Origin of the sequence: Pseudomonas sp. RA_105y_Pfl2_P56, assembly GCF_963970845.1 — a bacterium.
Lineage (GTDB): Bacteria > Pseudomonadota > Gammaproteobacteria > Pseudomonadales > Pseudomonadaceae > Aquipseudomonas > Aquipseudomonas baetica_A.
The window spans coordinates 103,371-128,936 of the sequence record NZ_CAXAPL010000007.1 but is presented as its reverse complement, the minus strand read 5'-3'; the positions used below and the strand labels follow the sequence as shown (position 1 = coordinate 128,936).

The following is a 25,566-nucleotide window of genomic DNA, read 5'->3' as shown; positions in this document are numbered from 1 at the left end:
ACTGTATATGCAACCAGTAAAGAGCCTTCGCCATGCAAATCATCGACAAGCTCAGCATCCTCGCCGACGCCGCCAAGTACGACGCATCATGCGCGAGCAGCGGTGCGCCCAAGCGCAGTTCCGAGGGCAAGAGCGGAGTAGGCTCGACCGATGGCATGGGCATTTGCCACAGCTACACGCCGGACGGGCGCTGCGTGTCGCTACTGAAGATTCTGCTGACCAATTTCTGTCTTTACGACTGCCAATACTGCGTCAACCGCCGTTCCAGCGACGTGCCGCGTGCCCGTTTCACGCCGGAAGAAGTCGTGGCGTTGACCCTGGATTTCTATCGGCGCAACTGTGTCAGCGGGCTGTTTCTCAGCTCCGGGATCATCCGCTCCGCGGACTACACCATGGAGCAACTGGTGCGGGTTGCGAAGCTTCTGCGCGAAGAGCACGAGTTTCGAGGTTATATCCACCTCAAGACCATTCCCGAAGCTGACCCGGCACTGATCGAGGAGGCCGGGCGTTACGCCGATCGCTTGAGCGTCAACATCGAGTTGCCCACCGATGCCAGCCTGCAAACCCTGGCGCCAGAGAAACAGATTGTCTCGATCAAACAGGCGATGCGGACCATCTACACCGGCGAACAGACCGTGCGCAACGAACCACGCGCGCCTAAATTCGCGCCGGCCGGGCAAAGCACCCAGATGATCGTCGGCGCTGACGACACCGACGACAGCACCATTCTCCACAGTGCGCAGGCGTTGTACGGCAACTTCCGGCTGCGCCGGGTTTACTATTCGGCGTTCAGTCCGATCCCCGACAGCCCGAAAAGCGTACCGCTGGCTGCGCCCCCCTTGATGCGTGAGCATCGGTTGTATCAGGCCGATTTTCTCTTGCGCAGCTATGGCTACAGCGCCGGTGAGCTGCTCAAGGGGCCGGGGAATCTGGCGCTGGATATCGATCCGAAACTGGCGTGGGCGTTGCAGAATCGCGAGGTGTTTCCACTGGACCTCAATCGTGCTGAACCGGCCCTGATCGCCCGTATTCCCGGCATTGGCCTGCGCACCACCGAACGCCTGGTGGAGCTGCGCCGACAGCGGCGGATTCGCTACGAGGACGTGGCGCGCATGCGGTGCGTACTGGCCAAAGCCAGGCCCTTCATCATCACCAGCGATTACCACCCGCAGCAAGCCGAGGTCACCAGTCATATGCTGTATCAGCAATTGCGCGACCGGCCGATGCCGCAACAGATGGGGTTGTGGGGATGATCGATCTGGATTGCGATGACCTGTTCGACACCTGGCGGCAACAGGCTCGCTGGTTACTGAGCCATGAAATCGATCCGAGCCTGGTGAGCTGGGCCTCGGAAGGGGTGGGCGATCTGTTTGCCGGCGACCAGTCCGTGCCTAAAGGCCAAGGGCCGTTTCAGGCGCGTATCCCGCGTACCTTGCTCGACACCCTGGAGCGTGCGGCCAGTTATCGGGGCGATCAGCGCTGGAGCCTGCTGTATGAAGTATTGTGGCGCGTCAGTCACGGCGACCGCACGGCGATGATGGCCGGCGACAAGCTGGGCAGTGAATTGCAGCGGCGGATCAAGCAAGTTCAGCGCGAAGCGCATCACCTCCATGCATTCGTGCGCTTCATCGAGCGACCGAAAGATCTGCCAGGGCCGCAATACGTGGCGTGGCATGAACCGGCCCACGACATCCTGCACCGTGCCAGTGAGCATTTCGTCGCACGCATGGGCCGCCACCGCTGGTTGATCGCCACACCCCGTGACGGGGTGTATTACGACGGCGAACAATTGATCCACCAGCGCCGATGCCCTGTGGAGTGGCAGCAATTGGCGCAGAACGTCGATGATCCGCATGGCGATCTCTGGTTGACCTATTACAGCCACATCTTCAACCCGGCGCGGCTGAATCCAAAAGTCATGCAAGGGCATTTGCCGGTGCGCTTCTGGAAGAACCTGCCGGAGGGGGAGTTGATTCCCGGGCTGATTACTCAGGCGCGCATGGGCAAACAACAGGATGGGCAAGCGAGCGGGATTGCCGGTCGGTCGGGTAAACGTATTGCGCATAAATAAACGATCAAATAAAAAGCCCCCAACGGATCACTCCGTGGGGGCTTTCTTGCATCTGCGGCCGTCAGATCAAACCTTGACGATCCAGCCCGCTGGCGCTTCGATGTCGCCGGTTTGCACGCCGGTCAGTTCTTTGTAGAGCTTCTGGGTCACAGGGCCGACTTCGGTTTCGCTGTGGAATACGTGCAGATGGTCGTTGTAGCTGATGCCACCGATCGGGGTGATCACGGCAGCAGTGCCGCAAGCGCCGGCTTCCTTGAAGTCTGAGAGCTTGTCGATCAGCACATCACCTTCAACCACTTCCAGGCCCAGGCGCGATTTGGCCAGTTCGATCAGCGACAGACGAGTGATGCCCGGCAGTACCGATGGCGACTTCGGGGTCACGAATTTGTTGTCGTGGGTGATCCCGAAGAAGTTGGCCGAACCGACTTCCTCGATCTTGGTGTGGGTCATCGGATCCAGATAGATAGCGTCGGCGAAGTGGGCTTGCTTCGCTTTGGAGCCTGGCATCAGGCTGGCCGCATAGTTACCGCCGACCTTGGCTGCACCGGTGCCTTGTGGGGCGGCGCGGTCGTAGCTGGAAATCTGGAAGTTGTGCGGGGTCAGGCCGCCCTTGAAGTAGGCACCAACCGGGATGCAGAAGATCGAGAAGATGAACTCGGGAGCAGTACGCACGCCGATGTTGTCACCCACGCCGATCACGAACGGACGCAGGTACAGCGCGCCGCCGGTGCCGTACGGCGGGATGAAACGCTCGTTGGCGCGAACCACTTCCTTACAGGCTTCGATGAACTGCTCGGTTTCCACCATTGGCATCAGCAGACGCGCGCAACTGCGTTGCATGCGCAGGGCATTCTGGTCCGGGCGGAACAGGTTGATCGAACCGTCCTTGCAACGATAGGCCTTCATGCCTTCGAAGCACTGCTGGCCATAGTGAAGGGCCGTCGAGCCTTCGCTGATGTGCAGCACGTTATCTTCGGTCAGGGTGCCTTTGTCCCACTCGCCATCGCGAAAGTACGACAGATAGCGTTTGTCGGTCTTGATGTAGTCAAAACCCAGCTTGTCCCAATTGATGCTTTCGTTACCCATGACACCCTCTATCACTGAACAACCGTCGAAACGGTTCAAGGCTTCTGACGTTTTTTGGATGGGCACAACAATACTTCATTCTTGAGCGGTTTCGCAGCCCGGACTATCGGATGACAGACAGATAAATCGTGTTGGCCTCAAGAATTCGCCAGCAAGCCCACACACATTTGAAATGCATTCCCCCTGTGGGAACGGGCTTGCTTGCGAAGAGGCCATCACTGCCACCCTCCTTTACAGATGCAACGCATGTCCAAGAGCTCGCAACGCTGCTTCCTGCACCGCTTCACCCAGTGTCGGATGCGCGTGAATGGTGCCGCCAATGTCTTCCAGTCGTGCGCCCATTTCCAGGCTCTGCGCAAACGCAGTCGACAACTCGGAAACACCGACTCCCACCGCCTGCCAGCCGACAATCACATGATTGTCCCGACGAGCGACCACCCGCACAAAGCCGCTTTTGGACTCCAGAGTCATCGCCCGGCCATTGGCGGCGAACGGGAAGCTGGCCACGATGCAGTCCAGCCCGGCCGTCCTGGCCTCGTCCGGCGTCTGGCCGACCACCACCAGTTCCGGGTCGGTGAAGCAAACGGCTGCGATGGCGGTGGGGTTGAATTCGCGGTGTTTGCCGCTGATCAGTTCGGCGACCATTTCGCCTTGCGCCATGGCGCGGTGAGCCAGCATCGGCTCGCCGCTCAGGTCACCGATGGCGTAGACGTTGCGCATGCTGGTCTGGCAGCGGCTGTCGATCTTGATCGCCGAGCCGTTCATCTGCAGATTCAGCGCTTCGAGGTTCCAGCCCTGAGTGTTGGGTTTGCGACCGACGGCGACCAGCACCTGATCGGTTTCCAGATTCAGGGTGTCGCCGTTCGGATCACGCACCTGCAAAGTGCCGTCGAAACCCAGAACACTGTGCTTGAGATACAGTTTTACGCCCAGTTGCTTCAGCGCTTCGTGCACCGGTTGCGTCAGTTCGGCGTCGTAGGCCGGCAGGATGCGATCCTGTGCTTCGACCACACTGACCTCGGCACCGAGCTTGCGATAAGCAATACCCAGTTCCAGACCGATGTAACCGCCACCGACCACCACCAAACGCTTGGGCACTGACTTTGGCGCCAGAGCTTCGGTGGAGGAAATGATCGGACCGCCAATGGGCAGAATCGGCAAGTTAACGCTGGTGGAACCGGTGGCCAGTACCAAGTGCTCGCACTGAATGCGAGTGCCAGCCACTTCGACGGTTTTGCCGTCGATGACGTTGGCCCAGCCTTGGATCACTTGAACCTTGTTCTTTTTCAGCAGGGCGGCGACGCCAGTGGTCAGGCGATCAACAATGCCATCTTTCCACTCGACGCTCTTGTTAATGTCCAGAGTCGGTGCCGGAACGCTAATGCCCAGCGCCGAGTGCTGATGGTGATGCTGAGTCTGATGAAACTGCTCAGCCACATGGATCAGTGCCTTGGACGGAATGCAGCCGATGTTCAGGCAGGTGCCGCCCAGCGATTGGCCCTCCACCAGAATCGTCGCTATACCCAGTTGCCCGGCGCGAATCGCCGTCACATAACCGCCGGGGCCGCCGCCGATGATCAGCAGCGTGGTGTTCAAAGTTTGCATGCGCGCCTTACTCCACAAACAAAGTGGCGGGTTGTTCGAGCAAGCCACGGATGGCCTGGATAAAGAGCGCCGCGTCCATGCCATCGACCACACGGTGATCGAAGGAGCTGGAGAGGTTCATCATCTTGCGGATCACTACCTGGCCTTTGACGACCATTGGCCGCTCGACGATTTTGTTGACGCCGACGATTGCCACTTCCGGCAGGTTCAGCACCGGCGTGCTGACGATGCCACCCAGCGCACCGAGGCTGGTCAGGGTGATGGTCGAACCTGACAGTTCGTCGCGGCTGGCCTTGCCATGGCGTGCAGCGTTGGCCAGGCGCGAAATTTCAGCGGCGCTGTCCCACAGGCTGCGCGCCTCGGCGTGACGCACCACCGGTACCATCAGGCCGACATCGCTTTGCGTGGCGACGCCGACATGCACTGCGCCGAGGCGGGTGATGACCTGGGCTTCGTCATCGTAACGGGCGTTCATCTGCGGGAAGTCGCGCAGGGCAACCACGAGCGCGCGCACCAGAAATGGCAGCAAGGTCAATTTGCCACGGCTGGCGCCATGCTTTGCATTCAAATGCGCGCGCAGTTCTTCGATCGCGGTGACGTCGATTTCTTCGACATAGCTGAAGTGCGCGGCACGCTGAGTGGCGTCCTGCATGCGCTGGGCGATCTTGCGGCGCATGCCGATCACTTGAATCTGCTCTTCGTCGTGACGCTGGGCGTAGGCCGCCGATGCAGGCGCCGAGGCGTTGGATTGACCTTGCGCCAGATAGGCTTCGAGGTCGTCGTGCAAGACGCGGCCGGCCGGGCCAGTGCCGCGTACCAGACGCAACTGAATACCCAGATCCAGTGCATGTTTACGCACGGCCGGCGAGGCCAGCGGGCGTTCATCGGCCTCTCGGGCAACCACCGGGCCTTGGCAGGCAGGGGCCGGGCGCGCTATGGCGGCGGATTTGTTTTCAACGGGAGTTTCGGTTTTCGCAGGTACGGCAACCGCTGCCTCTTTGACGGGTGCAGGGGCTGCGGACTCTTTCAAGTTACCCGCGCCTTCCACTTCAATGCTGATCAGTACACTGCCGACCGCCATCACTTCGCCCGGCTGACCGCCCAGCGCAATGACCTTGCCGTGTACCGGCGACGGGATATCGACCATCGCCTTGTCGGTCATCACATCGGCCAGCACCTGATCTTCAACGACCAGATCGCCCACCTTGACGTGCCATTGCGACAGCTCTACTTCTGCGATGCCTTCGCCGATGTCCGGCATCTTGATAACGTGCGTGCCCATTCAGACCTCCATGACCCGTTTCAGCGCCGCGCCCACTCGGGACGGCCCAGGGAAATACGCCCACTCTTGCGCGTGCGGGTAGGGGGTGTCCCAACCGGTGACGCGTTCGATTGGCGCTTCCAGGTGATGGAAGCAATGCTCTTGCACCAACGACACCAGTTCGGCGCCGAAACCGCAGGTGCGTGTGGCTTCGTGGACCACGACGCAGCGCCCGGTTTTCTTAACCGACTTGACGATGGTGTCCAGGTCCAGCGGCCACAGGCTGCGCAGGTCGATGACTTCGGCGTCGACACCGCTCTCTTCAGCGGCGACTTGCGACACATAAACGGTGGTGCCGTAGGTCAACACGGTCACGTCCTTGCCTGGACGGGTGATCGCGGCGACGTCCAGCGGCACGGTGTAATAGCCGTCCGGAACCTGGGCTTGCGGGTGTTTTGACCACGGCGTTACCGGACGGTCGTGGTGACCGTCGAAGGGGCCGTTGTAAAGGCGCTTTGGCTCAAGAAAGATCACCGGGTCATCGTTTTCGATGGAGGCGATCAGCAAGCCCTTGGCGTCATACGGGTTGGATGGCATGACGGTGCGCAGGCCGCAGACTTGAGTGAACATCGCCTCGATGCTCTGGCTGTGGGTCTGGCCGCCGTAAATGCCGCCACCGCAAGGCATGCGCAGGGTCATGGGTGCGGTGAACTCGCCAGCCGAGCGGTAACGCAGGCGCGCCGCTTCGGAAATGATCTGGTCGGAAGCCGGGTAGACATAGTCGGCAAACTGGATCTCGGCCACCGGGCGCAGGCCGTAAGCGCCCATGCCGACGGCGACGCCGACGATGCCGCTTTCGGAGATCGGCGCGTCGAATACTCGCGAGGTGCCGTACTTGGTTTGCAGGCCTTCGGTGCAACGGAACACGCCACCGAAATAACCGACGTCCTGACCGAACACGACGACATTGTCATCACGCTCAAGCATCACATCCATGGCCGAGCGCAGGGCCTGGATCATGGTCATGGTGGTCGTGGTCATGGCGGTTTCCAACTGAATATTGTTGTTGTGATCGTTCATGTCAGATCCCCAACTGCTGACGCTGGCGCTTCAAGTGCTCCGGCATCTCTTTGTAGACGTCTTCGAACATGGTTGCGGCGCTCGGGATCTGGCCGCCGGCGAGGGTGCCGTACTGTTCGGCCTGTTTCTGTGCGGCAATCACTTCAGCTTCGAGTTCGGCACTGACGGCGGCATGTTCTTCGTCCGACCAGTGGCCGACTTTGATCAGGTGCTGTTTCAGGCGGGCAATCGGGTCGCCCAGCGGGAAGTGGCTCCAGTCGTCGGCAGGGCGGTATTTCGACGGATCGTCGGAGGTCGAGTGTGGGCCGGCGCGGTAGGTGACCCACTCGATCATGGTCGGACCAAGGTTGCGGCGGGCGCGTTCGGCAGCCCAGGCGGAAGCGGCGTAGACCGCGTAGAAGTCGTTGCCGTCAACCCGCAGTGAGGCGATGCCGCAACCGACGCCGCGTCCAGCGAAGGTGGTGGCTTCACCGCCGGCGATGGCCTGGAAGGTCGAAATGGCCCACTGATTGTTGACCACGTTAAGAATCACTGGCGCCCGATAAACGTGAGCGAAGGTGAGGGCGGTGTGGAAGTCCGATTCGGCGGTGGCGCCGTCGCCGATCCACGCCGAGGCGATTTTGGTGTCGCCCTTGATTGCCGAAGCCATGCCCCAGCCCACGGCCTGAATGAACTGGGTCGCGAGGTTGCCGGAGATGGTGAAGAACCCGGCGTCTTTCACCGAGTACATGATCGGCAACTGACGGCCCTTGAGCGGATCGCGCTCGTTGGACAGCAGTTGGCAGATCAAGTCGACCAGCGGTACCTCGCGGGCCATCAGGATGCTTTGCTGGCGGTAGGTCGGGAAGCACATGTCGTCGATGTTCAGCGCCAGGGCCTGAGCGCTGCCGATGGCTTCTTCGCCCAGGCTCTGCATGTAGAAGGACATCTTTTTCTGACGCTGGGCGACGACCATCCGGTTGTCGTAGATCCGCGTCTTGAGCATGGCGCGCATGCCCTTGCGGAGAATCTCCACCGGCACGTTTTCAGCCCAGGGGCCCAGAGCGTTGCCTTGATCGTCGAGCACGCGAATCAGGCCACGGGCCAGGTCGGCGGTGTCGGCGGGTTCTACGTTGATGGGAGGTTTGCGCACCGTACCGGCATCGGTCAGATGCAGGTAGGAAAAGTCGGTTTTGCAGCCTGGGCGGCCCGAAGGTTCAGGGACGTGCAGACGCAGCGGTTCATACGCTTGGGTCATGGCTTCTACGCTCGATCTTGTGAATTTCTTGTAGTGAGCTGGCAGTCATTCTTCGGTAAAAGAAATCTTGTCCTACAACAATCATAGGCCCGGCCAAGAAGAATATTTATCTCTGTTTCATTGCGCCTCAGATCATTTGCAGATAAAAATTCTGCATAAACATAAAAAACAGGTGGTTTTGTCTCATGCGCAAACTGGACCGTACCGACATCGGCATTCTCAACAGCCTTCAGGAGAATGCGCGCATCACCAACGCCGACCTCGCTCGCTCGGTGAATTTGTCGCCCACCCCGTGCTTCAACCGGGTCAAAGCAATGGAAGAGTTGGGGCTGATTCGTGAGCAGGTCACTTTGCTGGACGCTGATCTGCTGGGCCTGCACGTCAATGTGTTCATTCATGTCAGCCTGGAAAAGCAGGTCGAGGAAGCATTGCAGCATTTTGAAGAGGCGATTTCCGATCGCCCCGAAGTGATGGAGTGCTATCTGATGGCCGGCGACCCGGATTACCTGATCAGGGTCCTGGTGCCGACCATTCAGTCGCTGGAGCGGTTCATGATGGACTTTCTGACCAAGGTGCCGGGCGTGGCGAACATCCGGTCGAGCTTTGCGCTGAAGCAGGTGCGCTACAAAACCGCGTTGCCATTGCCGGCGAACGGTTTGACCTTGGGCAATTGAGCGTCATGTACCGTCAGATGTCCTCGTAGCGGTAATCGAGCTCTTCGGTGAACAGCGTCTGCTGCACGGTGTAGGTTTGCATCCAGGGCGCAGGCTCGTTGGCAGGGTGAAACACCAGTATTGATCCACTCATTTCATCCGATGGAAAGGAAGGAATGTTGGGGTGTTGGTGCTTCCAGCGCTCCCAGAGCAGGTCGAGGTAGCAGTGGTGCAGGAAAAAGATCGGGTCGTTGGGCGAGGAGGCTTCGGCCATGCTGCCACCGATCCAGGCGTGCACCGGATTGTGAAGCTCGCGTTCAGCGGAGTTTTCCCAGCCTGCTTGATCGGTGGCTTGCCAATAGGGCGTTCTGTTCAAGGCTGAAATAACCGCTTCGGCAGAGGGCAAGGTCTCTTGTGCTCCGAGGTTGCGGCGTACGCCCGGATTGCCGGTGCCTTCGTCCCAAACGACGACGTTGAATTGAGAATGCTCGCTGGAAAATGGGCCGCTTGTTACGCGCTGATCTTGTGTGTTGTCACCGTTCCCGCCCATGAAGCTTGAGGTGAAGGGATTGTCTGGCCCTGTGATTTGCCAGTTCCAATAAGGCAGTGTTATGCCTGGGTTGTTGGCGGCAACCTGCAAGGCCACTTCAAACTGGCGGATCAGAACTCGGTGCCAAGGGAAGAACAAGGGGCTGCGATGGGGGTTGGGCGTCAGGGGGTTGCCTCGCCCCATCGAGTTTTTGTGGATTTGTACAAAGTCATCGTAGCGACTTTGTTGTCCGGGCCGCAGGACGCTGTCGACATTGTTTTTAAGTAACAGAACCGCATCGATGAAGGCGTTTTTTTGCGCCTTTGTCGTGTCGCGGTGGTTTTGACGAATATCCATGTTGTAAAGACTCCATTGAATGTATACCCAATGAAGTCTGGCCGTCGGCGGGATTTTTTCCAGTTCATCTCTATCGCCAGAGAGTGTAGGAAAGTCTTTTATTTCAGATAGTTAAGAGAGTATTCCTACAAGAGATTCAGTGGGATCTTGAGGTAGACCGCGCCATTGTCCTCTGGCGCCGGAAAATTCCCCGCACGCACATTCACCTGGATCGCCGGCAGCAGTAGCGTCGGCATGCCCAACCCGGCATCGCGTTTTGTGCGCATGTCTACAAACGCCGCTTCATCAATGCCGTCATGCACATGGATGTTGCTTTTGCGCTGTTCGCCGACGGTGGTCTGGCAGCGTGCCGGGCGACTTTCAGGCGGGTAATCGTGGCAAACGTAAAGCTTCACACTCGCCGGGAAGGCCAAAAGTTTGTGGATCGAGTTGAACAACTGATGAGCATTGCCGCCGGGGAAGTCGCAGCGCGCAGTGCCGACGTCAGGCATGAACAACGTGTCGCCGACCAGAATCTGTTCGCCGTCGATCAGGTAAGCCATATCCGCCGGGGTGTGACCGGGGACATGCAGGGCGGTGGCCTTGAGGTTGCCGATCATGAACGACTCGTTCGCGGCGAACAGGTGATCGAACTGTGAGCCATCAACGCAGAACTCAGGCTCCAGATTGAACAGCGCCTTGAACACGTTCTGCACTTTGCTGATCGATTCGCCAATGGCGATCTTCCCGCCCAGCTCGCGACGCAGATACGGTGCGGCGGACAGGTGATCGGCATGGGCGTGGGTTTCCAGCAGCCATTGCACCTGCAGGTTGTGTGCGCGGACGAAGGCGATGATTTTGTCGGCCTGAGCGGTACAGGTGCGCCCGGCGGCGCCGTCGTAATCGAGCACCGGGTCGACGATCGCGCATTGCCCGCCATCCGCCTCGTACACCACGTAGGTGTAGGTGCAGGAGGTGGGGTCGAGGAAAGCTTCAATCAGCGCGGGCATGGGCATGAACCTGTGCAGAGGACGAGAAAAGTCAGGTGGCGAAAAGTCGCTTGCAACACTTTATGTAAAAACATAATGTTCGCAGCTTAAGTGACGTTGAGGGCTTCCTGCAAATGCAATCCAGTTTGAGCGAATGTGAAGTTGCGCAATTGCGCGCCTCGGCCTCCAAGGCCTGCGCCTTGCTCAAGGCCCTGGCCAACGAGGATCGCTTGTTGATCCTGTGCCAACTGACTCAGGGCGAGCGCAACGTCGGCGAACTGGAAAAAATGACCGGCGTGCGTCAGCCGACCCTGTCCCAGCAACTCGGCATTCTGCGTGATGAAGGTTTGGTCGCGACGCGCCGCGAAGGCAAATACATTTTTTACGGCCTGGCCAGCCCGGAAGTCATCCAGGTGATGAAAACCCTCTCCGGTTTGTATTGCGGGGCGGTAGTCAAAAGCTGGGGCCACTCATAAATGTCAGCCAGCAAACAAACCCGATTCGGGAGCGGACTTGCGTCAAGGCGACACCCTTCTTGCGTGCAGTAAAAGGAACAAGCAATGAACGATCAACACGGGGGCCCATCCATCAGTGCAGATATCGTGGTCATCGGCGGCGGTACGGCCGGCATCGCTTTCGTTGCCAGTCTGCTCAAGCGCGATCGGCACTTGAAAGTCACTGTGATCGAACCGAGCGCCCAGCACTACTACCAACCGGCGTGGACGCTGGTCGGCGCTGGCGCCTACGACGTGAAAGACACCGTAAGACCGATGACCAAGGTGCTACCGCGTCAAGTCACCTGGGTGCAGGCAGCGGTGACCAACGTCGATCCGGACACTCGCCAACTCACCCTCAACGATCAACGTATCGTCAATTATCAAAACCTTGTCGTCTGCCCCGGCCTGCGTCTGGCCTGGGAAAAAATCGAAGGCTTGCAGCAAAGCCTTGGTCAGCACGGCGTGACCTCCAACTACAGCTATCAGCACGCGCAATACACCTGGGACCAGGTGCAGAAATTGCGCGGTGGCAAAGCGCTGTTCACACAACCGGCGATGCCGATCAAATGCGCCGGTGCGCCGCAAAAGGCGCTGTACCTGTCCTGCGATCACTGGCGTAAAACCGGCGTGCTGAACAACGTCAATGTCGAGTTCAATCTTGCCGGTGCCGCATTGTTCGGCGTGGCGACGTTCGTGCCGCCGCTGATGAAGTACATCGACAAGTACAACGCCCGACTGGCCTTCAACGCCAATCTGGTCAAGGTCGACGGCCCGGCGAAAACGGCATGGTTCGAGATCAAGGACGCTGACGGCAACGTCACCCGCGAGGCAAAAACCTTCGATTTGCTGCACGTCGTACCGCCGCAGGTCTCCCCGGATTTCATCGCACAAAGTGCGTTGGCCGACGCTGCCGGCTGGTGTGAAGTCAATCAGCACAGCCTGCAGCACCCGCGTTATCCCGAGGTGTTCGCACTGGGTGATATCTGCGGCACAACCAATGCGAAAACCGCGGCGGCGGTGCGCAAGCAAGTCGTGGTGGTGGCGCAAAATCTGTTGGCCCAACGCAAGCAACAGCCGCTGCCGCTGAAATACGACGGTTATGGCTCATGCCCACTGACGGTGGAGAAGGGCAAGGTGATCCTCGCCGAGTTCGGTTATGCCGGGAAGTTGCTGCCGACCTTTCCCCTTGACCCGACGGTGCCGCGTCGTTCGGCGTGGTTACTCAAGGCAACGTTGCTGCCGTGGTTCTACTGGCACGGCATGCTCAAGGGGCGCGAGTGGCTGACTTCCCTGTCCAAAGTTGACTGAGGACTCCTTATGTTGCTGGCAAGTCTGTTTGGTGTGCTGATGGGGTTGGTTCTTGGGCTGACGGGGGCGGGCGGCGGGATTCTCGCGGTGCCGGCGCTGGTGCTCGGGCTCGGCTGGACGATGACCCAGGCAGCGCCGGTGGCGTTGTTTGCGGTCGGCAGTGCGGCGGCGGTCGGCGCCATCGACGGCTTGCGCCATGGTCTGGTGCGTTATCGTGCGGCGCTGCTGATTGCGGCGCTGGGTGCGGTGTTTTCGCCGCTGGGGATCTACTTCGCGCATCAATTGTCGGAAAAGATCCTGATGATTCTGTTCAGCCTGCTGATGGTCATGGTGGCCTGGCGCATGCTGCGCCGTGAGCGTCAGCAGCAGGGCCCCAGCGATCATGGCCACGCCAGTTGGGGCCAGAAGAATTGCATGCTCAATGAACAAACCGGCCGATTGGACTGGACGGCCAAATGCACCGCCACGCTTGCGGCGCTGGGCGCGATTACCGGTGTGGTGTCCGGATTGCTCGGTGTGGGCGGCGGCTTCCTGATCGTGCCGGCATTCAAGCAACTGACCGACGTGCAGATGCGCGGGATTGTCGCAACGTCGTTGATGGTGATCAGTCTGATTTCCGCCATCGGTGTGATCGGCGCGTTTCACGCCGGCGTTCGCATCGACAGTCAGGGCGTCGCGTTTATCGTCGCCAGCATTGTTGGCATGATCATCGGCCGCAAGCTCAGCGCGCGGGTGCCGGCGCGGGCGTTGCAGGTGGGGTTTGCCAGTGTGTGTGTGGTGGTGGCGGTTTATATGTTGCTGCGGGCTTGAGTTGAACCTTGTGGCGAGGGGCACAAGCTCCCTCACCACAGCGACGGTTTACAGCACCAGATGCGGCAACCACAGCGAAATCGCCGGAACATACGTCACCAGCAACAACACCATCAACAGCACCGCATAAAACGGCATAAGCGCTTTCACGGTGCTCTCGATACTCACCTTGCCCACCGCCGAACCGACAAACAGCACCGCGCCCACCGGCGGCGTTATCAGCCCGATCCCCAGATTGACCAGCATGATCATGCCGAACTGCACCGGGTCAACGCCAATGCCCAGAATCACCGGCATCAGGATCGGCGTCAGGATCAGGATCAGCGGCGCCATGTCCATCACCGTGCCCAGCAACAACAGCATGGCGTTGATGCACATCAGGATCACGTAGCGGTTGTCCGACAGCGTCAGGAACATCGTGGTGATCTTTGCCGGGATCTGCATCAGGGTCATGATGTAACCGAAGCTGGCGGCAAAGCCGATCAGGATCATCACGATCGAAATGGTCCGCACGGTGCGGTGCATCAGTTTCGGCAGTTCGCTCCATTTGTAGTCGCGATAGATGAACATCGTCACGAAGAATGACCACAGCACGGCGATGGCCGCCGACTCGGTGGCGGTAAAAATCCCCGAGAGAATCCCGCCCAGGATGATCACCATCGCCATCATGCCCCACATCGCCTCGCCGCAGATTTTCAAGGCCTCGCGCAGCGGTATGACTTCACCTTTGGGGTAGTTGCGTTTTTTCGCGAAGATCAAGCACAGCGCCATCAGGCACGCGCTCATCATCAGCCCGGGCACGACACCGGCCATGAACAGCGAGCCGATAGACACGGTGCCGCCAGCCGCCAGGGAATAAAGCACCGAGTTATGGCTGGGCGGCGTCAGCAACGCCTGCACCGAACCACTGACGGTGACCGCCGTGGAGAACTCGCGCGGATAGCCTTTGCGCTCCATTTCCGGGATAAGCACCGAACCGACCGAAGCGGTATCGGCCACCGAGGAGCCGGAGATCGCGCCAAAAAACGTCGAGGCCATGATGTTGACCAGCGACAGGCCGCCGCGCACGAATCCCACCAGCACCCCGGCGAACGCCACCAGCCGCCGTGACATGCCACCTTCGGCCATGATCGCGCCAGCGAGGACGAAGAACGGGATCGCCAGCAGCGAAAACTTGTTCACCCCACCAGCCACCTGAATCATCAGGGCCTGGAACGGGATATCGATCCACCACGCGCCGATCAATGCCGACAGCCCGAGGGCGTAGGCCACTGGCATGCCGATCAGGATCAAGACAATAAAACTGCCCAACAGAATCAACGCGTCCATCAGGCAGCCCCTTCGTTTTCTTCAACCAGATCGAACCGCACCACGCGGCGGTTGCTCTGGTCACCCAGAAACAATTTTTCCAGCACGAAAATCATGGTCAGCGCGCCACCGATCGGGATGGGCATGTAGGTGATGCCCACGCGCAAAGTGGGCAGGGCGCTCATGAACTGGTTCCAGGTCGACAGGCACAGTTTGGTGCCCCAAATGGTCATGAACAGGCAAATGGTGGCCATCAGCAATTGCGACACGATGCCCATGCCTTTGCGCAGTGGCGCAGGCATGCGGTCGGTCAGCATGGCCACGGCCATGTGTGCGCCAGCGCGATAACTGGCGGCGGCACCGATGAAGGTAAAGACCATCATCAGCAGGATTGAAGTCGGCTCCGGCCAGCTCGAACCGGTACCGAGAACGTAACGGGCAAACACCCCCCAAGGGATGATCAGGGAAATCGTCAGCACCGACAGACCGGCGACCCATATGCAGGCCATGTAGATCCGGTCGTTGATGCCCAGCAGCAGATTCTTCATCGGGTTCCACCGTAACCGGGCAGGCGCGGACATCCATCGAGGTCTGCGCTGCCGGGCCTTTCGTTGAGGGCAGGGAGGGTTACTGAACGGCTTCGATACGCTTGATCAGATCGGCGTAAGGCGCGCCGTATTTCTCGCGGATCGAAGCGGTGGCCTCGTAGAAGGGTTTCTTGTCGACGGTAATGAACTCGACACCGGCAGCCTTGAGTTTTTCTTCACTGCTCACCGTCTTGGCGTCCCACAACGTGCGTTCCTGGGCTTGCGCGGCCTTGGCCGCTTTTTTCACCAGGGCCTGTTGATCCGGGGTGAGTTTGTTCCAGGTGGTTTTCGACATCACGATCGGCTCGGGCAGGATCAAGTGCCCGGTCAGGCTGTAGAACTTGGCGTTCTGATAGTGGTTGTGTTCAAGCATGGTCGGCGGGTTGTTTTCTGCGCCGTCGATTACCCCGGTTTGCAAGGCACTGAAGATTTCCCCGGTGTCCATCGCAATGCCATTGCCGCCCATGGCGTTGATGGTTTCGATGAACATGGGGTTGCCCTGCACACGAATCTTCATGCCCTTGAGGTCTTCCAGTTTGCGCACGGGTTTTTTGGTGTAGAGGTTACGGGTGCCGCCGTCCATCCAGGCCAGGGCGACCAGGTTGAATTCGGAGTTGGTGATTTTGTCGAGAATCTCGTCGCCGATTTCACCGTCGATGATCTTGCGCATGTGCGCCTGGTCGCGGAACACGAACGGCATGTTGAACACGTTCACGTCCGGCACCACCGGGCCGACGATGCCGAGGCTGACGCGGGCCATCTGGATCGCACCGACTTGCGCCTGTTCGACCACTTCTTTTTCCGAGCCGAGCACGCCACCGGCGAACATCTTGAAGGTCAGTTTGCCGTCGCTCTCGGCGACCAGGGTTTTGCCCAGTTGCTCTTCGGCGACCACGGTCGGGTATCCGGCCGGGTGGACATCGGCGAACTTGATTTCCAGTGCCTGAACGGCGCTGCTGAGGGTGAACGCAAGGGGAAGTGCGGCGACGAGCAAGGTGCGTTTGAAGTCCATGAGGGTGTCTCCAGTCTTGTTATTTTTGTGGTCAAGGCGAAGCGGTGCAGCAAAGGCGCGTTACAGCAAATTGTCGAAAACCGGTTCCGGCAAGCCTTTGACGCCGGCGTTCAAAGCGAACAAGCCCCCGGCCAGAGACTGCGGGTCGTGATCGTCGCCGGGGCGGATCGAGGCGACAAACAAGGTGTCCATCCGGCTACCGCCGAAGGCGCACATGGTCGGTTTTTTCACCGGCACGGGCAGTGAGTAATCGAGTCGCCCGTCGGGGGTGAAACGATGAACGAGTCCGGCGTCGTTGCCGCAGATCCAGTAGCAACCGTCGGCGTCAACGGCGGCGCCATCAGGGCGACCGCTGTAGTGATTCATGTCGACGAACACGCGGCGGTTCGACGGCGTGCCGCTGGCGGTGTCGTAGTCAAATGCCCAGATCCGTTGCACGTTGGGGTGTGAGTCGGACAGGTACATCGTCTTGCCGTCCGGGCTGAAGCCCAGGCCGTTGGGCACGATAAAGCCATCGAGTTGCGCTTCGATCAGCCCGCACTGGCCGGCGCCGTAGCGATATAGCCGGCCTTCGGGGGCGTTCAAACCCATGTTCAGCACCATGCTGCCCGCCCAGAAACGGCCCTGACGGTCGCAGCGACCATCGTTGAGGCGCATGTCTCCACGGCTGTGTTCGACTTGGGCGAGTAATTCGCTGTCGAGGCTGCCATCGCTATGCGGGTGCAAGTGAAAGAAACCGCTCTCCATGCCCGCCACCCAGCCGCCACGGCTGTGACGGGCGATGCAGGCGAGCATTTCGGGGGCTTTCCACGCGTGGACATGCCCGGTGTCAGCGCTCCAGCGTTGCAGCCCGCCATTGGGAATATCCACCCAGTAAAGAGCGTTTTCCTGCGCGACCCAGACCGGGCTTTCGCCGACCGCGTTGCGGGCGTCGACGATCAATTGGGCATGCATACTCATTCTTTTTTGTCCCTGGCAGAGTCATCAGTCACCGAACGGGCCGGCCGCGACGAAAGCGCCACCCTGATAGATCCGCGCCGGGTCATCGGCCGCCGGCATCGGCTGCGCTTCGACCTTGTCGCGGAACACTTCGGAGCTGTCCCGGGCTTCGAAACCCAAGTGGCTGGCCAAGTGGTTGTCCCACCAGACGTCCTTGTTATCGGACATGCCGTACACCACGGTGTGGCCGACGTTCGGGGTATACAGCGAGTGTTCGAGCAGTTGGGTGAGGTCGTCGAAGCTCAACCAGGTGTGCATCATTCGACGGTTCTGTGGCTCGGGGAACGAAGATCCGATGCGGATGCTGACCGTTTCAATGCCGTAGCGATCGAAATAGAAACTGGCCATGTCTTCGCCGTAGGACTTGGACAATCCGTAATAGCCGTCGGGGCGGCGCGCGGAAGCGGCGTCGAGGCGCTCGTCCTGCTGATAGAAACCGATGACGTGGTTGGAACTGGCGAAGATCACGCGTTTCACGCCATGGCGACGTGCCGCTTCATAGATGTGGTAGACGCCGCAGATGTTGGCGCCAAGGATCTCTTCGAACGAGCGCTCGACGGAAACACCGCCGAAATGCAGGATCGCGTCCACGCCTTCGACCAGTTGATGAACCGCCTGTTTGTCGGCCAGATCGCAGAGCACGACTTCTTCGTGATCATCAGCGGCCGGGGGTAGATCGGCGATGTCCGACAGCCGCAGGACATGGGCGTACGGGCGCAGGCGTTCACGCAAAACTTTGCCCAGACCACCCGCGGCGCCGGTCAGCAGCAGACGGTTGAAGGGGGCACGGGAATCAGAATCAGACGTCATGGCAATCCCTGAACACATTGTTATTAGGTTTGTTGTAGGTTGTCGTATGACTGCGCTGAAGTATCGGTAGGGTTTCCCGGTCTTGTCAACGCGACTTTTGGTGTAAATGACGCAAGGGCCAAATCAAAAAACTGCCTCGTCATGCCAACCCCTGTGTGAGCGAGCAAGCTTGCTCCCACAGGGGGGATGCGGCTTCAGGGGTTTACAGCAACGAAATCGGATAGTTGATAAAAATCCGGTTCTCATCGAACTCGTTGTTGCTGAAGTCCCGGCGAATCGTCGCGTTGCGCCATTTCACGTTGAGATTTTTCAGCGGCCCGCTCTGTACGGTGTAGGCCAGTTCGGACTCGCGACCCCATTCCTTGCCGTCGGTAATGGTCCCGGTGTGCACGTTATCGCCGCTGATGTAGCGGTTCATCAGGGTCAGACCGGGGATGCCGAGGGCGGCGAAGTTGTAGTCGTGGCGAAGCTGCCAGGAGCGTTCCTTGGCGTTGTCGTAGCTGGCGTTGTAACTGTCGTTGGCCAGGGTGCCGCCGCTGGTACCGTTGACCCGCATCCAGCCGTTATCGCCACTGAGCTTTTGCAGGCCGACATAGAAAGTGTTGCCACCGTATTTGGCCGAGAGCAGGGCGAATGCGGTTTTGTTGTCCAGATCGCCCGCCAGCGCGCTGCCATTCTCCTTGCCGTTGAAGAAACCGAGATTGGCGCCCAGGGTCCAGTCGCCCATGGGCTGGCTGTGACTGAGGTTGAAGTACTGCTGCTGATAAATGTCGCTGAGTTCGGCGTACCACACGCCGACCAGCGTGCGCTTGTCATTGAAGGTGTATTCGCCACCGCCGAAGTTGAAACGGTCAGAGGTGAATGCACCTTTGCCGTTCATCGACATGTCTTCCATGCTCGCATCGTTACGCGGGCTATTGGCGCGGAACTGGCCGCCGTAGAGGCTCAGGCCATTGATTTCGGTGGAGGTGATCTGGCCCCCGCGGAAGGTCTGCGGCAGGGAACGGCCATCGTCGGAGCGCAGGATCGGCAGCACCGGCATCCACTCGCCGACCTTCAGTTCGGTCTTCGATACCTTGGCTTTGAGCGCTACACCCAGGCGACCGAAATTGTCCGCCGGACGTCCATCATCGTGGATCGGCAACAATTGCGTACCGCCGGTGCCTTTGCCGCCATCGAGCTTCTGCGAATACAGCCCCAGCACGTCCAGGCCGAAACCGACGGTGCCTTGAGTGAAGCCGGATTTGGCGTCGAGGATGAAACTTTGCGTCCACTCCTCAGCCTTGCCCTGTGCGTTGTTGGGGTTGGTGAAGTTGCGGTTGAAGTAGGCGTTGCGCAGGTTCAGCGTGGCTTTGGCATCATCGACGAAGCCTTCGGCGCTGGCGCTTAGCGGAGCCAACAAGACGAGGCTGCTGCAGCCAATCAGGCTCAGGGGAGAGCGGATGAAAGTCGTGCGGGAATGACGAACGGATTTGCGGACGAAAGTGCTCACTATGACGCTCCCTTGTTTCTTGTTTTTATTTATGTTGTGCGTTGTCGTACAACATCGGGGGCGATATTTGCGGAGCTTCAGGGGAATGTCAACAGGAAGTTATACGATGACCATCAAAGCGCAAGCAGCCCTGATCATGGCGTGAGCAGGGCTGTTTCGGCGCAATCAATGGTTGTAGAGCGCTTCGCTGTTATCTATCAGCGGATTTTTCTCGGTCAGCACGATCTGCGCAATTTGATCCTTGCGCATGAAGCTGACTTTCGGATGAGACTGCGCGTAACGGATGAACCGCTCCATGGCTTCGACCATCGCGGGAGTGCCGCCAATCCGGTCGTGCAAACTCACCGACATCATCCGTCGCTTGTTGGCGCCCAGTTCATGCCCGCGCTGGGCTATTGCCTTGGCCAGTTCCGGGTGCTTGAGCGCCGCTTCGCCGACCACATGGGAGGTGACTTTGATTGCGGTGCGATCCCACAGGTCAAGCATGCGCCACAGGCCTTCCTTGTAGCCATAATCAAACCAGGTCTGCGCCGGAAAGTCGGGGTAGCCCTTGGGCAGCGGGCTACCTGAGAACGGGCTTTCGGCGCCCTCGGGCTGGCCGCCGGTTTCGAATTGCATCGACACCGAGATCACCAGTTGCGAACCGTCCGGCCACGGGCGTTCCTGAGCAAAGGTGAGGGGGGATTAGCAGGGCGGCTGCCAGAAGGCTTTTCAGCAAGCCGTGTGAGCGTTGTGGGTGGGGCGTATTCATAACGGGCACCTTGCAGATTGAGAAGGGTTGCAAGGATGGCAGTCGCCCGACGCGGGAAAAATCCGCTGTCGGCGAGAGGACCTTTAAACAAATTTTACGAATCCGGCTTCACATGATTTCTGCGTAAGCGTCAGCCTGCTCCTTCACGGGACATGGGTTTGCCGGACGATTTACGGCACATTCAAGCCAAATCAGCACAAGGCCTTTCAATGGATTGATGCGCCCTGGGATGTCGGTGGTGGTGAGTATTGATACGGCGGCGGGCGACACGCAGCCTCATTGATCAACACAACGCCTACAAAGGCTTTGCGGTGGTGTTCAGGCCGCAATCATCGGCGGCAGGGTGCCGAGTAGCGAGACGGCGGCAACTGCCCCGATCCCCAGCAACCATTCGATCATCACACTGCGTCTGAGCGCGCCGATCCGCTGTTCGCAATCCTCGCTTCGCGAGCGATTGAACAACGCCAACCCCAGCATTCCCAGCACCAGCAATGCCTTGATCAACAGAATCAGGGCGAACCCGCTGAACAATGGTGTTGGCCACCACTGGCCGGTCAGCACGCGAACGTTGATCAACCCGGTGATCAACAGGCCTGCAACCAGCGCATAGCCGACACCACTGAAGCGCCGCAGGATCTGGCCCATGGGTTCGCTTGGCGCGCGCAGCAGCATCACCAGCAACAACAGCCCGCCGAGCCACGCTGCCACACAAATCAAATGCAGGGCCTGATTGAGGATCAGCAGTTGTCCGCTCAGACCCTCCAGCATCGCGCCGTGACCGACCGGCGCCAGTGTCACCGCCAGCAGCGCGCTCAGCCCCAGCCGCAAGGGTGTGCTTGAACGCCAGGGTGTAAACAGCAACGCCAGCAGCGCTGCGTTGAGCAGCAAATGCCAGCGCCAGACTTGACCAAAAAATGTTTTGCCAAACACCAGCGCAAGCGTGTCCGGATCGAATGCCGCCGCCGTTGAACCGGCCATACTCGCGGTGATCAGCAACGCCCAGGCCACCCCGCTGAGCAGCGCAACGGTCGCCAGCCAACGGGCCAGTCGCGCGGTACGAAGGTCTAGCATCCGCGCTTCGCCCTTGAGCAGCAACGGTCTGAACAACCAGACCCCGAACAACATCAACACCACGCTCAAATGCAGGAACCGGCACAGCACCAGCGCTTCACTCATGAATTACTGACCAACCTTGAACTGATAGGCGCCTTCGCTCTTGTGCGTGTCGACCGACACCGCGTGCCATTCGACTTTGTACTCACCGCCAGTCAGCGGTGCCGCAGGGGTGACGATCAGGGTTTTCTTGTCTTTGTCCTGGGTAGTCAGCGCTTTGACCGCGACCGGCACGCCATCCTTGGTCAGCGTGACTTTGGTGAAACTGGCTTCCACACCCTCGGAGAACGTCAGGCGCAGATCCGCAGGTGCGGCGACGGTGCTGTCGGCAGCCGGGGTCTGGCTTTTCAGGTGGGCGTGGGCCCATACCGAAGAGGCGGCGAACAGCGAGGCGAGCAGGGCCGTGGTGGTCAGAACGTTCTTGAACAGCATCGCAGGTACCTCTGGGGCAGGATCGAATAAGGGGGCAGTTTAGCCATGCGACTGCGTCTATACGAAGTTTTGTTTTCAGCGGTCGCCCCAGTGGCAGAGCGGGTGCTAGTCTTGGGCAAGGTTGTTGTCAGGGAGCCCACATGGGCAATCACAAGATCGAGATTCGTCGCAGTAACGTCGAAAAAATTCTCCTGGCGGCGGAAAAGGTTTTCGCCGAAAAAGGTTTCGGTGGCACCGCCATGGCCGACATCGCCGCCGAAGTGCAACTGCCGCGCTCCAACCTGCACTACTACTTCTCAACCAAGAGTGAGTTGTACAGCGCCGTGCTGTTCGACCTGCTGGAAGTGTGGAAGCAGGATGCGTTGTGCTTCGAGATGTTCGACGATCCGCGTGTGGTGCTCAGCAGCTATATCCGCGCCAAGATGAACCACTCGCGCAGCCGGCCGTACGGTTCAAAAGTCTGGGCCAACGAAATCATCCACGGCGCGCCGACGCTGGGCGAAGCGCTGGACGCCAGCCTGTACGACTGGGCGAAGATGAAGGAAGCGAAGATTCGGCAGTGGGTCGATGACAAGCGGATTTTGCCGGTGGAACCGTCGAGCCTGCTGTACATGATCTGGGCTTCGACCCAGCACTACGCCGACTTCGACCATCAGGTGAATATCTTGAATGATCACCAGCCGCTGTCGGACATGCAGTTCGAGCGGGCGGTGCAGACGGTGACCAGTGTGATCTTGCGCGGGATCGGGTTGGAGCCTTGAGACGTGGGGCGCGGCTGCCAGCCTCTTCGTAAGCAACCCCGCTCCCACAGGAAAATACATTCCAACTGTGGGAGCGGGCTTGCTCGCGAAGGCGTCAGGTCAGACGCCTCAAGCCTCAAGCCGAAACGTGATACGGGTTTCTCGGATCATGATTCCAGTCCAGAAACGGCTTGCCCGTCTCCATCGGTACCATCTCGATGCAATCAGCCACCGGACAGGTGATCTGACACAGATTGCAGCCCACACACTCGTCATCGATCACTTCGTATTTATGCGTCCCGTCGGCCTGCTTCAGGCTGCTGATCGCCTGATGTGAGGTGTCCTCGCAAGCAATGTGGCAACGCCCACAACCAATGCACGCCTCCTGATCAATTTTCGCGATGACCTGATAGTTGATATCCAGGTACTTCCAGTCGGTGGTATTGCCCACCGCACGCCCGGAAAACTCGGCGATGTTGGCGTAACCCTGACTGTCCATCCACCGCGACAAGCCGTCTTTCATCTCCTCGACAATCCGGAAGCCATGCAACATGGCCGCCGTACACACCTGCACCGCGCCGCTGCCCAGCGCCATGAATTCCGCCGCATCGCGCCAACTTCCGATGCCGCCAATCCCGCAGATCGGCAGGCCTTGGGTCTGCGGATCGCGGGCGATTTCCGCGACCATGTTCAGCGCAATCGGCTTGACCGCCGAGCCGCAGTAACCACCGTGGGTGCTTTTGCTGCCGACGGTGGGCAGGGCGACCATGTGTTCCAGATCGACGCTGGTGATCGAATTGATGGTGTTGATCAGCGACACCGCATCGGCACCACCGCGATGGGCGGCGCGGGCGGCGACGCGGATGTCGGTGATGTTCGGGGTCAGTTTGACGATCACCGGCAGCGAGCTATACGTCTTGCACCAGCGGGTGACCTGCTCGACATATTCCGGCACCTGACCGACTGCCGCACCCATGCCACGCTCGGGCATGCCGTGAGGGCAGCCGAAATTCAGTTCGATGCCATCGGCGCCTGTGGCTTCCACCAGCGGCAGGATGTGTTTCCACGACTCCTCCACGCACGGCACCATCAACGACACGATCAGTGCGCGATCCGGCCAGTCCTTTTTCACCTGAGTGATTTCGCGCAGGTTGATTTCCAGCGAGCGGTCGGTGATCAGTTCGATGTTGTTGATGCCCAGCACTTCGCGGTTGTTGCCGTAATGGGCTGAGTACCGTGACGACACGTTGACCGCCGCCGGGTCTTCTCCCAGGGTCTTCCAGACCACGCCGCCCCAGCCCGCCTCGAAGGCACGCACCACGTTGTAGGCCTTGTCGGTCGGCGGCGCGGAGGCCAGCCAGAAGGGGTTGGGGGCTTTGATGCCGGCGAAGACAATCGAGAGATCGGCCATTTACGCAGCCTCCACATTGAGCATCAGTTGAGCGTTGATGGCCTCGGCGGCCCGTTTGCCGTGCTGCACGGCTTGCACGGTCAGATCCTGGTCGAGGCTGGTGCAGTCGCCACCGGCATACACGCCTTGAATGCTGGTGCGCAGATTGGCGTCGACCTGGATTCGTTCGCCCTGACGCTTGAGTTCGCGAGCCAGCGGGTCGGTGAGGGCGCTGCTGTCGAAGGCCTGGCCGATGGCTTTGAAGATCGCATCGGCGGCCAGTTCGAAGGTTTCGCCCGTGGTTTGCAGGCGACCGTCGACCAGATCGGTGCGGGCAAAACGCATACCGCACACGCGGCCCTGATCGTCGAGCAAGACTTCTTCCGGCTGTGCCCAGGTCAGCAGGCGTACCTGATTGGCTTTGGCGATGTCCTGTTCGTGACCGGTCGCGCCCATGTCCGCCGCGCCACGGCGATACACCAGATTGACGTCTCTGGCACCGAGGCGGGCCATTTGCACGGCCATGTCGATGGCGGTGTTGCCAGCGCCGAGGACGATGCAGCGCTGCGCCAATGGCAGTTGCGTGAGGTCATCGGCCTGGCGCAGTTCGCGGATGTAATCGGTGGCGGCGAGCAGCCCTGGCGCCTCTTCGTGGGCCAGACCGAGTTGTTTGCTGGCATTGAGGCCCAGGCCAAGGAACACCGCATCGAACTGTTGGTGCAGTTCGCTCAGAGTCAGGTTGTCGCCGAGTTTCTGCCCGTGACGGATTTCGATGCCGCCGATCTGCAGGAGGAAATCCAGCTCCTTTTGCGCGTAATCGTCGACCAGTTTGTACTTGGCGATCCCGTACTCATTGAGGCCGCCGGCCTTCTCCCGCGCTTCGAAAATCACCACGTCATGGCCGTGCATCGCGCTGCGGTGCGCGCAGGACAACCCGGCCGGGCCGGCACCGACCACGGCAATCCGTTTGCCGGTGGTGGCAGCGCGCTGGAACGGGTGTTCGCTGAAGTGTGCGTTGTCCACGGCGTAGCGCTGCAACAGGCCGATCAGCACCGGCGCGCATTCCTGGGCGTTGTTGCGAACGCAGGCTTGCTGGCAAAGGATCTCGGTCGGACAAACCCGCGCACAACTGCCGCCGAGGATGTTCGCCGAGAGGATTTTCTGCGCCGCGCCGGGCACGTTGTCCTGATGGATATTGCGGATGAACGACGGGATGTCGATCTCGCTCGGGCACGCATTGACGCAGGGCGCGTCGTAGCAATACAGGCAGCGCGACGCTTCCAGATGCGCCTGCCGGGCATTGAGCGGCGGCGCCAGATCGGTGAAGTGGCCGGCGAGGGCGGCTGCGCTTTCGTGCGGATGCGGTAGATGGTTCAGGGTCTCGATCACGGTTTTTTGCCTCACGGTTATTGAGGTGCTCTGCCTCTGATGGGCAGTGGTTTTTGTAGTGTCCGGGCGGGCCCCTTCGCG

General features: G+C 59.8%; 24 protein-coding genes and 1 pseudogene. 7 read left to right on the top strand and 18 right to left on the bottom strand.

Features of this window, described 5'->3' with window-relative positions; translation table 11 throughout:
- Positions 1 to 32 precede the first annotated feature (32 nt).
- On the top strand, positions 33 to 1,253 hold the full coding sequence (locus tag AACY11_RS07405) for a putative DNA modification/repair radical SAM protein (RefSeq protein ID WP_339434215.1): 1,221 nt from the start codon (positions 33 to 35) through the stop codon (positions 1,251 to 1,253).
- Positions 1,250 to 2,071: a TIGR03915 family putative DNA repair protein gene (locus tag AACY11_RS07400; protein ID WP_221733616.1), complete on the top strand. Its 822-nt coding sequence runs from the start codon at positions 1,250 to 1,252 to the stop codon at positions 2,069 to 2,071. The genes AACY11_RS07405 and AACY11_RS07400 overlap by 4 nt, the downstream gene beginning before the upstream one ends.
- A gap of 66 nt (positions 2,072 to 2,137) precedes the next feature.
- Here the strand turns inward: AACY11_RS07400 and AACY11_RS07395 are convergent, their stop codons facing one another.
- From AACY11_RS07395 to AACY11_RS07375, 5 genes are all read right to left on the bottom strand, one after another.
- Positions 2,138 to 3,157, bottom strand: coding sequence for a branched-chain amino acid aminotransferase (locus AACY11_RS07395; protein ID WP_339434183.1), 1,020 nt, complete (start codon positions 3,155 to 3,157; stop codon positions 2,138 to 2,140).
- A 231-nt stretch (positions 3,158 to 3,388) separates the two neighbouring features.
- Positions 3,389 to 4,762, bottom strand: coding sequence for a dihydrolipoyl dehydrogenase (gene lpdA / locus AACY11_RS07390; RefSeq protein ID WP_339434182.1), 1,374 nt, complete (start codon positions 4,760 to 4,762; stop codon positions 3,389 to 3,391).
- Positions 4,763 to 4,769: 7 nt separating this feature from the next.
- Positions 4,770 to 6,044 carry a dihydrolipoamide acetyltransferase family protein gene (locus tag AACY11_RS07385; RefSeq protein WP_339494252.1) on the bottom strand — a complete coding sequence of 425 codons (1,275 nt, stop codon included), beginning with the start codon at positions 6,042 to 6,044 and terminating at the stop codon, positions 4,770 to 4,772.
- Positions 6,045 to 7,103: an alpha-ketoacid dehydrogenase subunit beta gene (locus tag AACY11_RS07380; RefSeq protein WP_064390582.1), complete on the bottom strand. Its 1,059-nt coding sequence runs from the start codon at positions 7,101 to 7,103 to the stop codon at positions 6,045 to 6,047.
- A gap of 1 nt (position 7,104) precedes the next feature.
- A complete protein-coding gene (locus AACY11_RS07375; RefSeq protein WP_339434180.1) occupies positions 7,105 to 8,340 on the bottom strand; it encodes a 3-methyl-2-oxobutanoate dehydrogenase (2-methylpropanoyl-transferring) subunit alpha in 1,236 nt (411 codons plus the stop codon).
- A 185-nt stretch (positions 8,341 to 8,525) separates the two neighbouring features.
- Between AACY11_RS07375 and bkdR the strand changes: the two genes are divergently transcribed.
- Positions 8,526 to 9,014: a Bkd operon transcriptional regulator BkdR gene (gene bkdR, locus AACY11_RS07370; protein WP_007915088.1), complete on the top strand. Its 489-nt coding sequence runs from the start codon at positions 8,526 to 8,528 to the stop codon at positions 9,012 to 9,014.
- Positions 9,015 to 9,027: 13 nt separating this feature from the next.
- On the opposite strand, the gene AACY11_RS07365 is transcribed toward bkdR, so the two are convergent.
- Together AACY11_RS07365 and AACY11_RS07360 are read right to left on the bottom strand one after the other, a co-directional pair.
- Positions 9,028 to 9,879, bottom strand: a complete 852-nt coding sequence (locus AACY11_RS07365) for a tyrosinase family protein (RefSeq protein WP_339494251.1) — start codon at positions 9,877 to 9,879, stop codon at positions 9,028 to 9,030.
- Between the two features lie 125 nt (positions 9,880 to 10,004).
- Positions 10,005 to 10,868, bottom strand: coding sequence for an MBL fold metallo-hydrolase (locus tag AACY11_RS07360; RefSeq protein WP_339494249.1), 864 nt, complete (start codon positions 10,866 to 10,868; stop codon positions 10,005 to 10,007).
- Positions 10,869 to 10,981: 113 nt separating this feature from the next.
- Here AACY11_RS07360 and AACY11_RS07355 point away from each other — a divergent pair, with 113 nt between their 5' ends.
- The 3 genes from AACY11_RS07355 to AACY11_RS07345 all read left to right on the top strand — a co-directional run bounded on the left by AACY11_RS07355 (position 10,982) and on the right by AACY11_RS07345 (position 13,462).
- Positions 10,982 to 11,323, top strand: a complete 342-nt coding sequence (locus AACY11_RS07355) for an ArsR/SmtB family transcription factor (protein ID WP_221733609.1) — start codon at positions 10,982 to 10,984, stop codon at positions 11,321 to 11,323.
- Between the two features lie 84 nt (positions 11,324 to 11,407).
- Positions 11,408 to 12,652, top strand: coding sequence for an NAD(P)/FAD-dependent oxidoreductase (locus AACY11_RS07350; protein ID WP_339494247.1), 1,245 nt, complete (start codon positions 11,408 to 11,410; stop codon positions 12,650 to 12,652).
- A gap of 9 nt (positions 12,653 to 12,661) precedes the next feature.
- Positions 12,662 to 13,462, top strand: a complete 801-nt coding sequence (locus AACY11_RS07345) for a sulfite exporter TauE/SafE family protein (protein ID WP_339494245.1) — start codon at positions 12,662 to 12,664, stop codon at positions 13,460 to 13,462.
- Positions 13,463 to 13,510: 48 nt separating this feature from the next.
- Here AACY11_RS07345 and AACY11_RS07340 read toward each other — a convergent pair whose 3' ends face one another.
- From AACY11_RS07340 to copC, 9 genes and pseudogenes are all read right to left on the bottom strand, one after another.
- Positions 13,511 to 14,791 (bottom strand): TRAP transporter large permease, encoded by a 1,281-nt coding sequence (locus AACY11_RS07340; RefSeq protein ID WP_339494243.1) that lies wholly within the window; start codon positions 14,789 to 14,791, stop codon positions 13,511 to 13,513.
- A complete protein-coding gene (locus AACY11_RS07335) occupies positions 14,791 to 15,318 on the bottom strand; it encodes a TRAP transporter small permease (RefSeq protein WP_339434175.1) in 528 nt (175 codons plus the stop codon). The genes AACY11_RS07340 and AACY11_RS07335 overlap by 1 nt, the downstream gene beginning before the upstream one ends.
- Before the next feature lie 79 nt (positions 15,319 to 15,397).
- The gene (locus AACY11_RS07330; protein WP_339434174.1) at positions 15,398 to 16,369 is read right to left on the bottom strand and encodes a TRAP transporter substrate-binding protein; all 972 of its coding nucleotides are present in this window, start codon (positions 16,367 to 16,369) and stop codon (positions 15,398 to 15,400) included.
- 60 nt (positions 16,370 to 16,429) lie between these two features.
- A complete protein-coding gene (locus tag AACY11_RS07325) occupies positions 16,430 to 17,323 on the bottom strand; it encodes an SMP-30/gluconolactonase/LRE family protein (RefSeq protein WP_339494288.1) in 894 nt (297 codons plus the stop codon).
- Positions 17,324 to 17,353: 30 nt separating this feature from the next.
- Positions 17,354 to 18,178, bottom strand: coding sequence for an NAD-dependent epimerase/dehydratase family protein (locus AACY11_RS07320; RefSeq protein ID WP_339494240.1), 825 nt, complete (start codon positions 18,176 to 18,178; stop codon positions 17,354 to 17,356).
- A gap of 202 nt (positions 18,179 to 18,380) precedes the next feature.
- A complete protein-coding gene (locus tag AACY11_RS07315; RefSeq protein ID WP_401159294.1) occupies positions 18,381 to 19,670 on the bottom strand; it encodes an OprD family porin in 1,290 nt (429 codons plus the stop codon).
- A 165-nt stretch (positions 19,671 to 19,835) separates the two neighbouring features.
- Positions 19,836 to 20,421: pseudogene (locus AACY11_RS07310) on the bottom strand (polysaccharide deacetylase family protein).
- 318 nt (positions 20,422 to 20,739) lie between these two features.
- Positions 20,740 to 21,597: a copper homeostasis membrane protein CopD gene (gene copD, locus AACY11_RS07305; protein WP_339494239.1), complete on the bottom strand. Its 858-nt coding sequence runs from the start codon at positions 21,595 to 21,597 to the stop codon at positions 20,740 to 20,742.
- Between the two features lie 3 nt (positions 21,598 to 21,600).
- Positions 21,601 to 21,966, bottom strand: a complete 366-nt coding sequence (gene copC, locus AACY11_RS07300) for a copper homeostasis periplasmic binding protein CopC (protein ID WP_339434171.1) — start codon at positions 21,964 to 21,966, stop codon at positions 21,601 to 21,603.
- Between the two features lie 140 nt (positions 21,967 to 22,106).
- Between copC and AACY11_RS07295 the strand changes: the two genes are divergently transcribed.
- Complete coding sequence (locus AACY11_RS07295) at positions 22,107 to 22,727, top strand: TetR/AcrR family transcriptional regulator (RefSeq protein ID WP_339434170.1); 621 nt, start codon at positions 22,107 to 22,109, stop codon at positions 22,725 to 22,727.
- Positions 22,728 to 22,842: 115 nt separating this feature from the next.
- Here the strand turns inward: AACY11_RS07295 and preA are convergent, their stop codons facing one another.
- On the bottom strand, positions 22,843 to 24,117 hold the full coding sequence (preA, locus tag AACY11_RS07290) for an NAD-dependent dihydropyrimidine dehydrogenase subunit PreA (RefSeq protein ID WP_339432749.1): 1,275 nt from the start codon (positions 24,115 to 24,117) through the stop codon (positions 22,843 to 22,845).
- On the bottom strand, positions 24,118 to 25,485 hold the full coding sequence (locus tag AACY11_RS07285; protein ID WP_339465640.1) for an NAD(P)-dependent oxidoreductase: 1,368 nt from the start codon (positions 25,483 to 25,485) through the stop codon (positions 24,118 to 24,120).
- Positions 25,486 to 25,566 lie beyond the last annotated feature (81 nt).

Excerpts from the sequence above, each read along its gene's own strand:
- AACY11_RS07405 (WP_339434215.1), top strand. The coding sequence starts at position 33 with ATGCAAATCATCGACAAGCTCAGCATCCTCGCCGACGCCGCCAAGTAC.
- AACY11_RS07400 (WP_221733616.1), top strand. The coding sequence starts at position 1,250 with ATGATCGATCTGGATTGCGATGACCTGTTCGACACCTGGCGGCAACAG.
- AACY11_RS07395 (WP_339434183.1), bottom strand. The coding sequence starts at position 3,157 with ATGGGTAACGAAAGCATCAATTGGGACAAGCTGGGTTTTGACTACATC.
- lpdA (WP_339434182.1), bottom strand. The coding sequence starts at position 4,762 with ATGCAAACTTTGAACACCACGCTGCTGATCATCGGCGGCGGCCCCGGC.
- AACY11_RS07385 (WP_339494252.1), bottom strand. The coding sequence starts at position 6,044 with ATGGGCACGCACGTTATCAAGATGCCGGACATCGGCGAAGGCATCGCA.
- AACY11_RS07380 (WP_064390582.1), bottom strand. The coding sequence starts at position 7,103 with ATGAACGATCACAACAACAATATTCAGTTGGAAACCGCCATGACCACG.
- AACY11_RS07375 (WP_339434180.1), bottom strand. The coding sequence starts at position 8,340 with ATGACCCAAGCGTATGAACCGCTGCGTCTGCACGTCCCTGAACCTTCG.
- bkdR (WP_007915088.1), top strand. The coding sequence starts at position 8,526 with ATGCGCAAACTGGACCGTACCGACATCGGCATTCTCAACAGCCTTCAG.
- AACY11_RS07365 (WP_339494251.1), bottom strand. The coding sequence starts at position 9,879 with ATGGATATTCGTCAAAACCACCGCGACACGACAAAGGCGCAAAAAAAC.
- AACY11_RS07360 (WP_339494249.1), bottom strand. The coding sequence starts at position 10,868 with ATGCCCGCGCTGATTGAAGCTTTCCTCGACCCCACCTCCTGCACCTAC.
- AACY11_RS07355 (WP_221733609.1), top strand. The coding sequence starts at position 10,982 with ATGCAATCCAGTTTGAGCGAATGTGAAGTTGCGCAATTGCGCGCCTCG.
- AACY11_RS07350 (WP_339494247.1), top strand. The coding sequence starts at position 11,408 with ATGAACGATCAACACGGGGGCCCATCCATCAGTGCAGATATCGTGGTC.
- AACY11_RS07345 (WP_339494245.1), top strand. The coding sequence starts at position 12,662 with ATGTTGCTGGCAAGTCTGTTTGGTGTGCTGATGGGGTTGGTTCTTGGG.
- AACY11_RS07340 (WP_339494243.1), bottom strand. The coding sequence starts at position 14,791 with ATGGACGCGTTGATTCTGTTGGGCAGTTTTATTGTCTTGATCCTGATC.
- AACY11_RS07335 (WP_339434175.1), bottom strand. The coding sequence starts at position 15,318 with ATGAAGAATCTGCTGCTGGGCATCAACGACCGGATCTACATGGCCTGC.
- AACY11_RS07330 (WP_339434174.1), bottom strand. The coding sequence starts at position 16,369 with ATGGACTTCAAACGCACCTTGCTCGTCGCCGCACTTCCCCTTGCGTTC.
- AACY11_RS07325 (WP_339494288.1), bottom strand. The coding sequence starts at position 17,323 with ATGCATGCCCAATTGATCGTCGACGCCCGCAACGCGGTCGGCGAAAGC.
- AACY11_RS07320 (WP_339494240.1), bottom strand. The coding sequence starts at position 18,178 with ATGACGTCTGATTCTGATTCCCGTGCCCCCTTCAACCGTCTGCTGCTG.
- copD (WP_339494239.1), bottom strand. The coding sequence starts at position 21,597 with ATGAGTGAAGCGCTGGTGCTGTGCCGGTTCCTGCATTTGAGCGTGGTG.
- copC (WP_339434171.1), bottom strand. The coding sequence starts at position 21,966 with ATGCTGTTCAAGAACGTTCTGACCACCACGGCCCTGCTCGCCTCGCTG.
- AACY11_RS07295 (WP_339434170.1), top strand. The coding sequence starts at position 22,107 with ATGGGCAATCACAAGATCGAGATTCGTCGCAGTAACGTCGAAAAAATT.
- preA (WP_339432749.1), bottom strand. The coding sequence starts at position 24,117 with ATGGCCGATCTCTCGATTGTCTTCGCCGGCATCAAAGCCCCCAACCCC.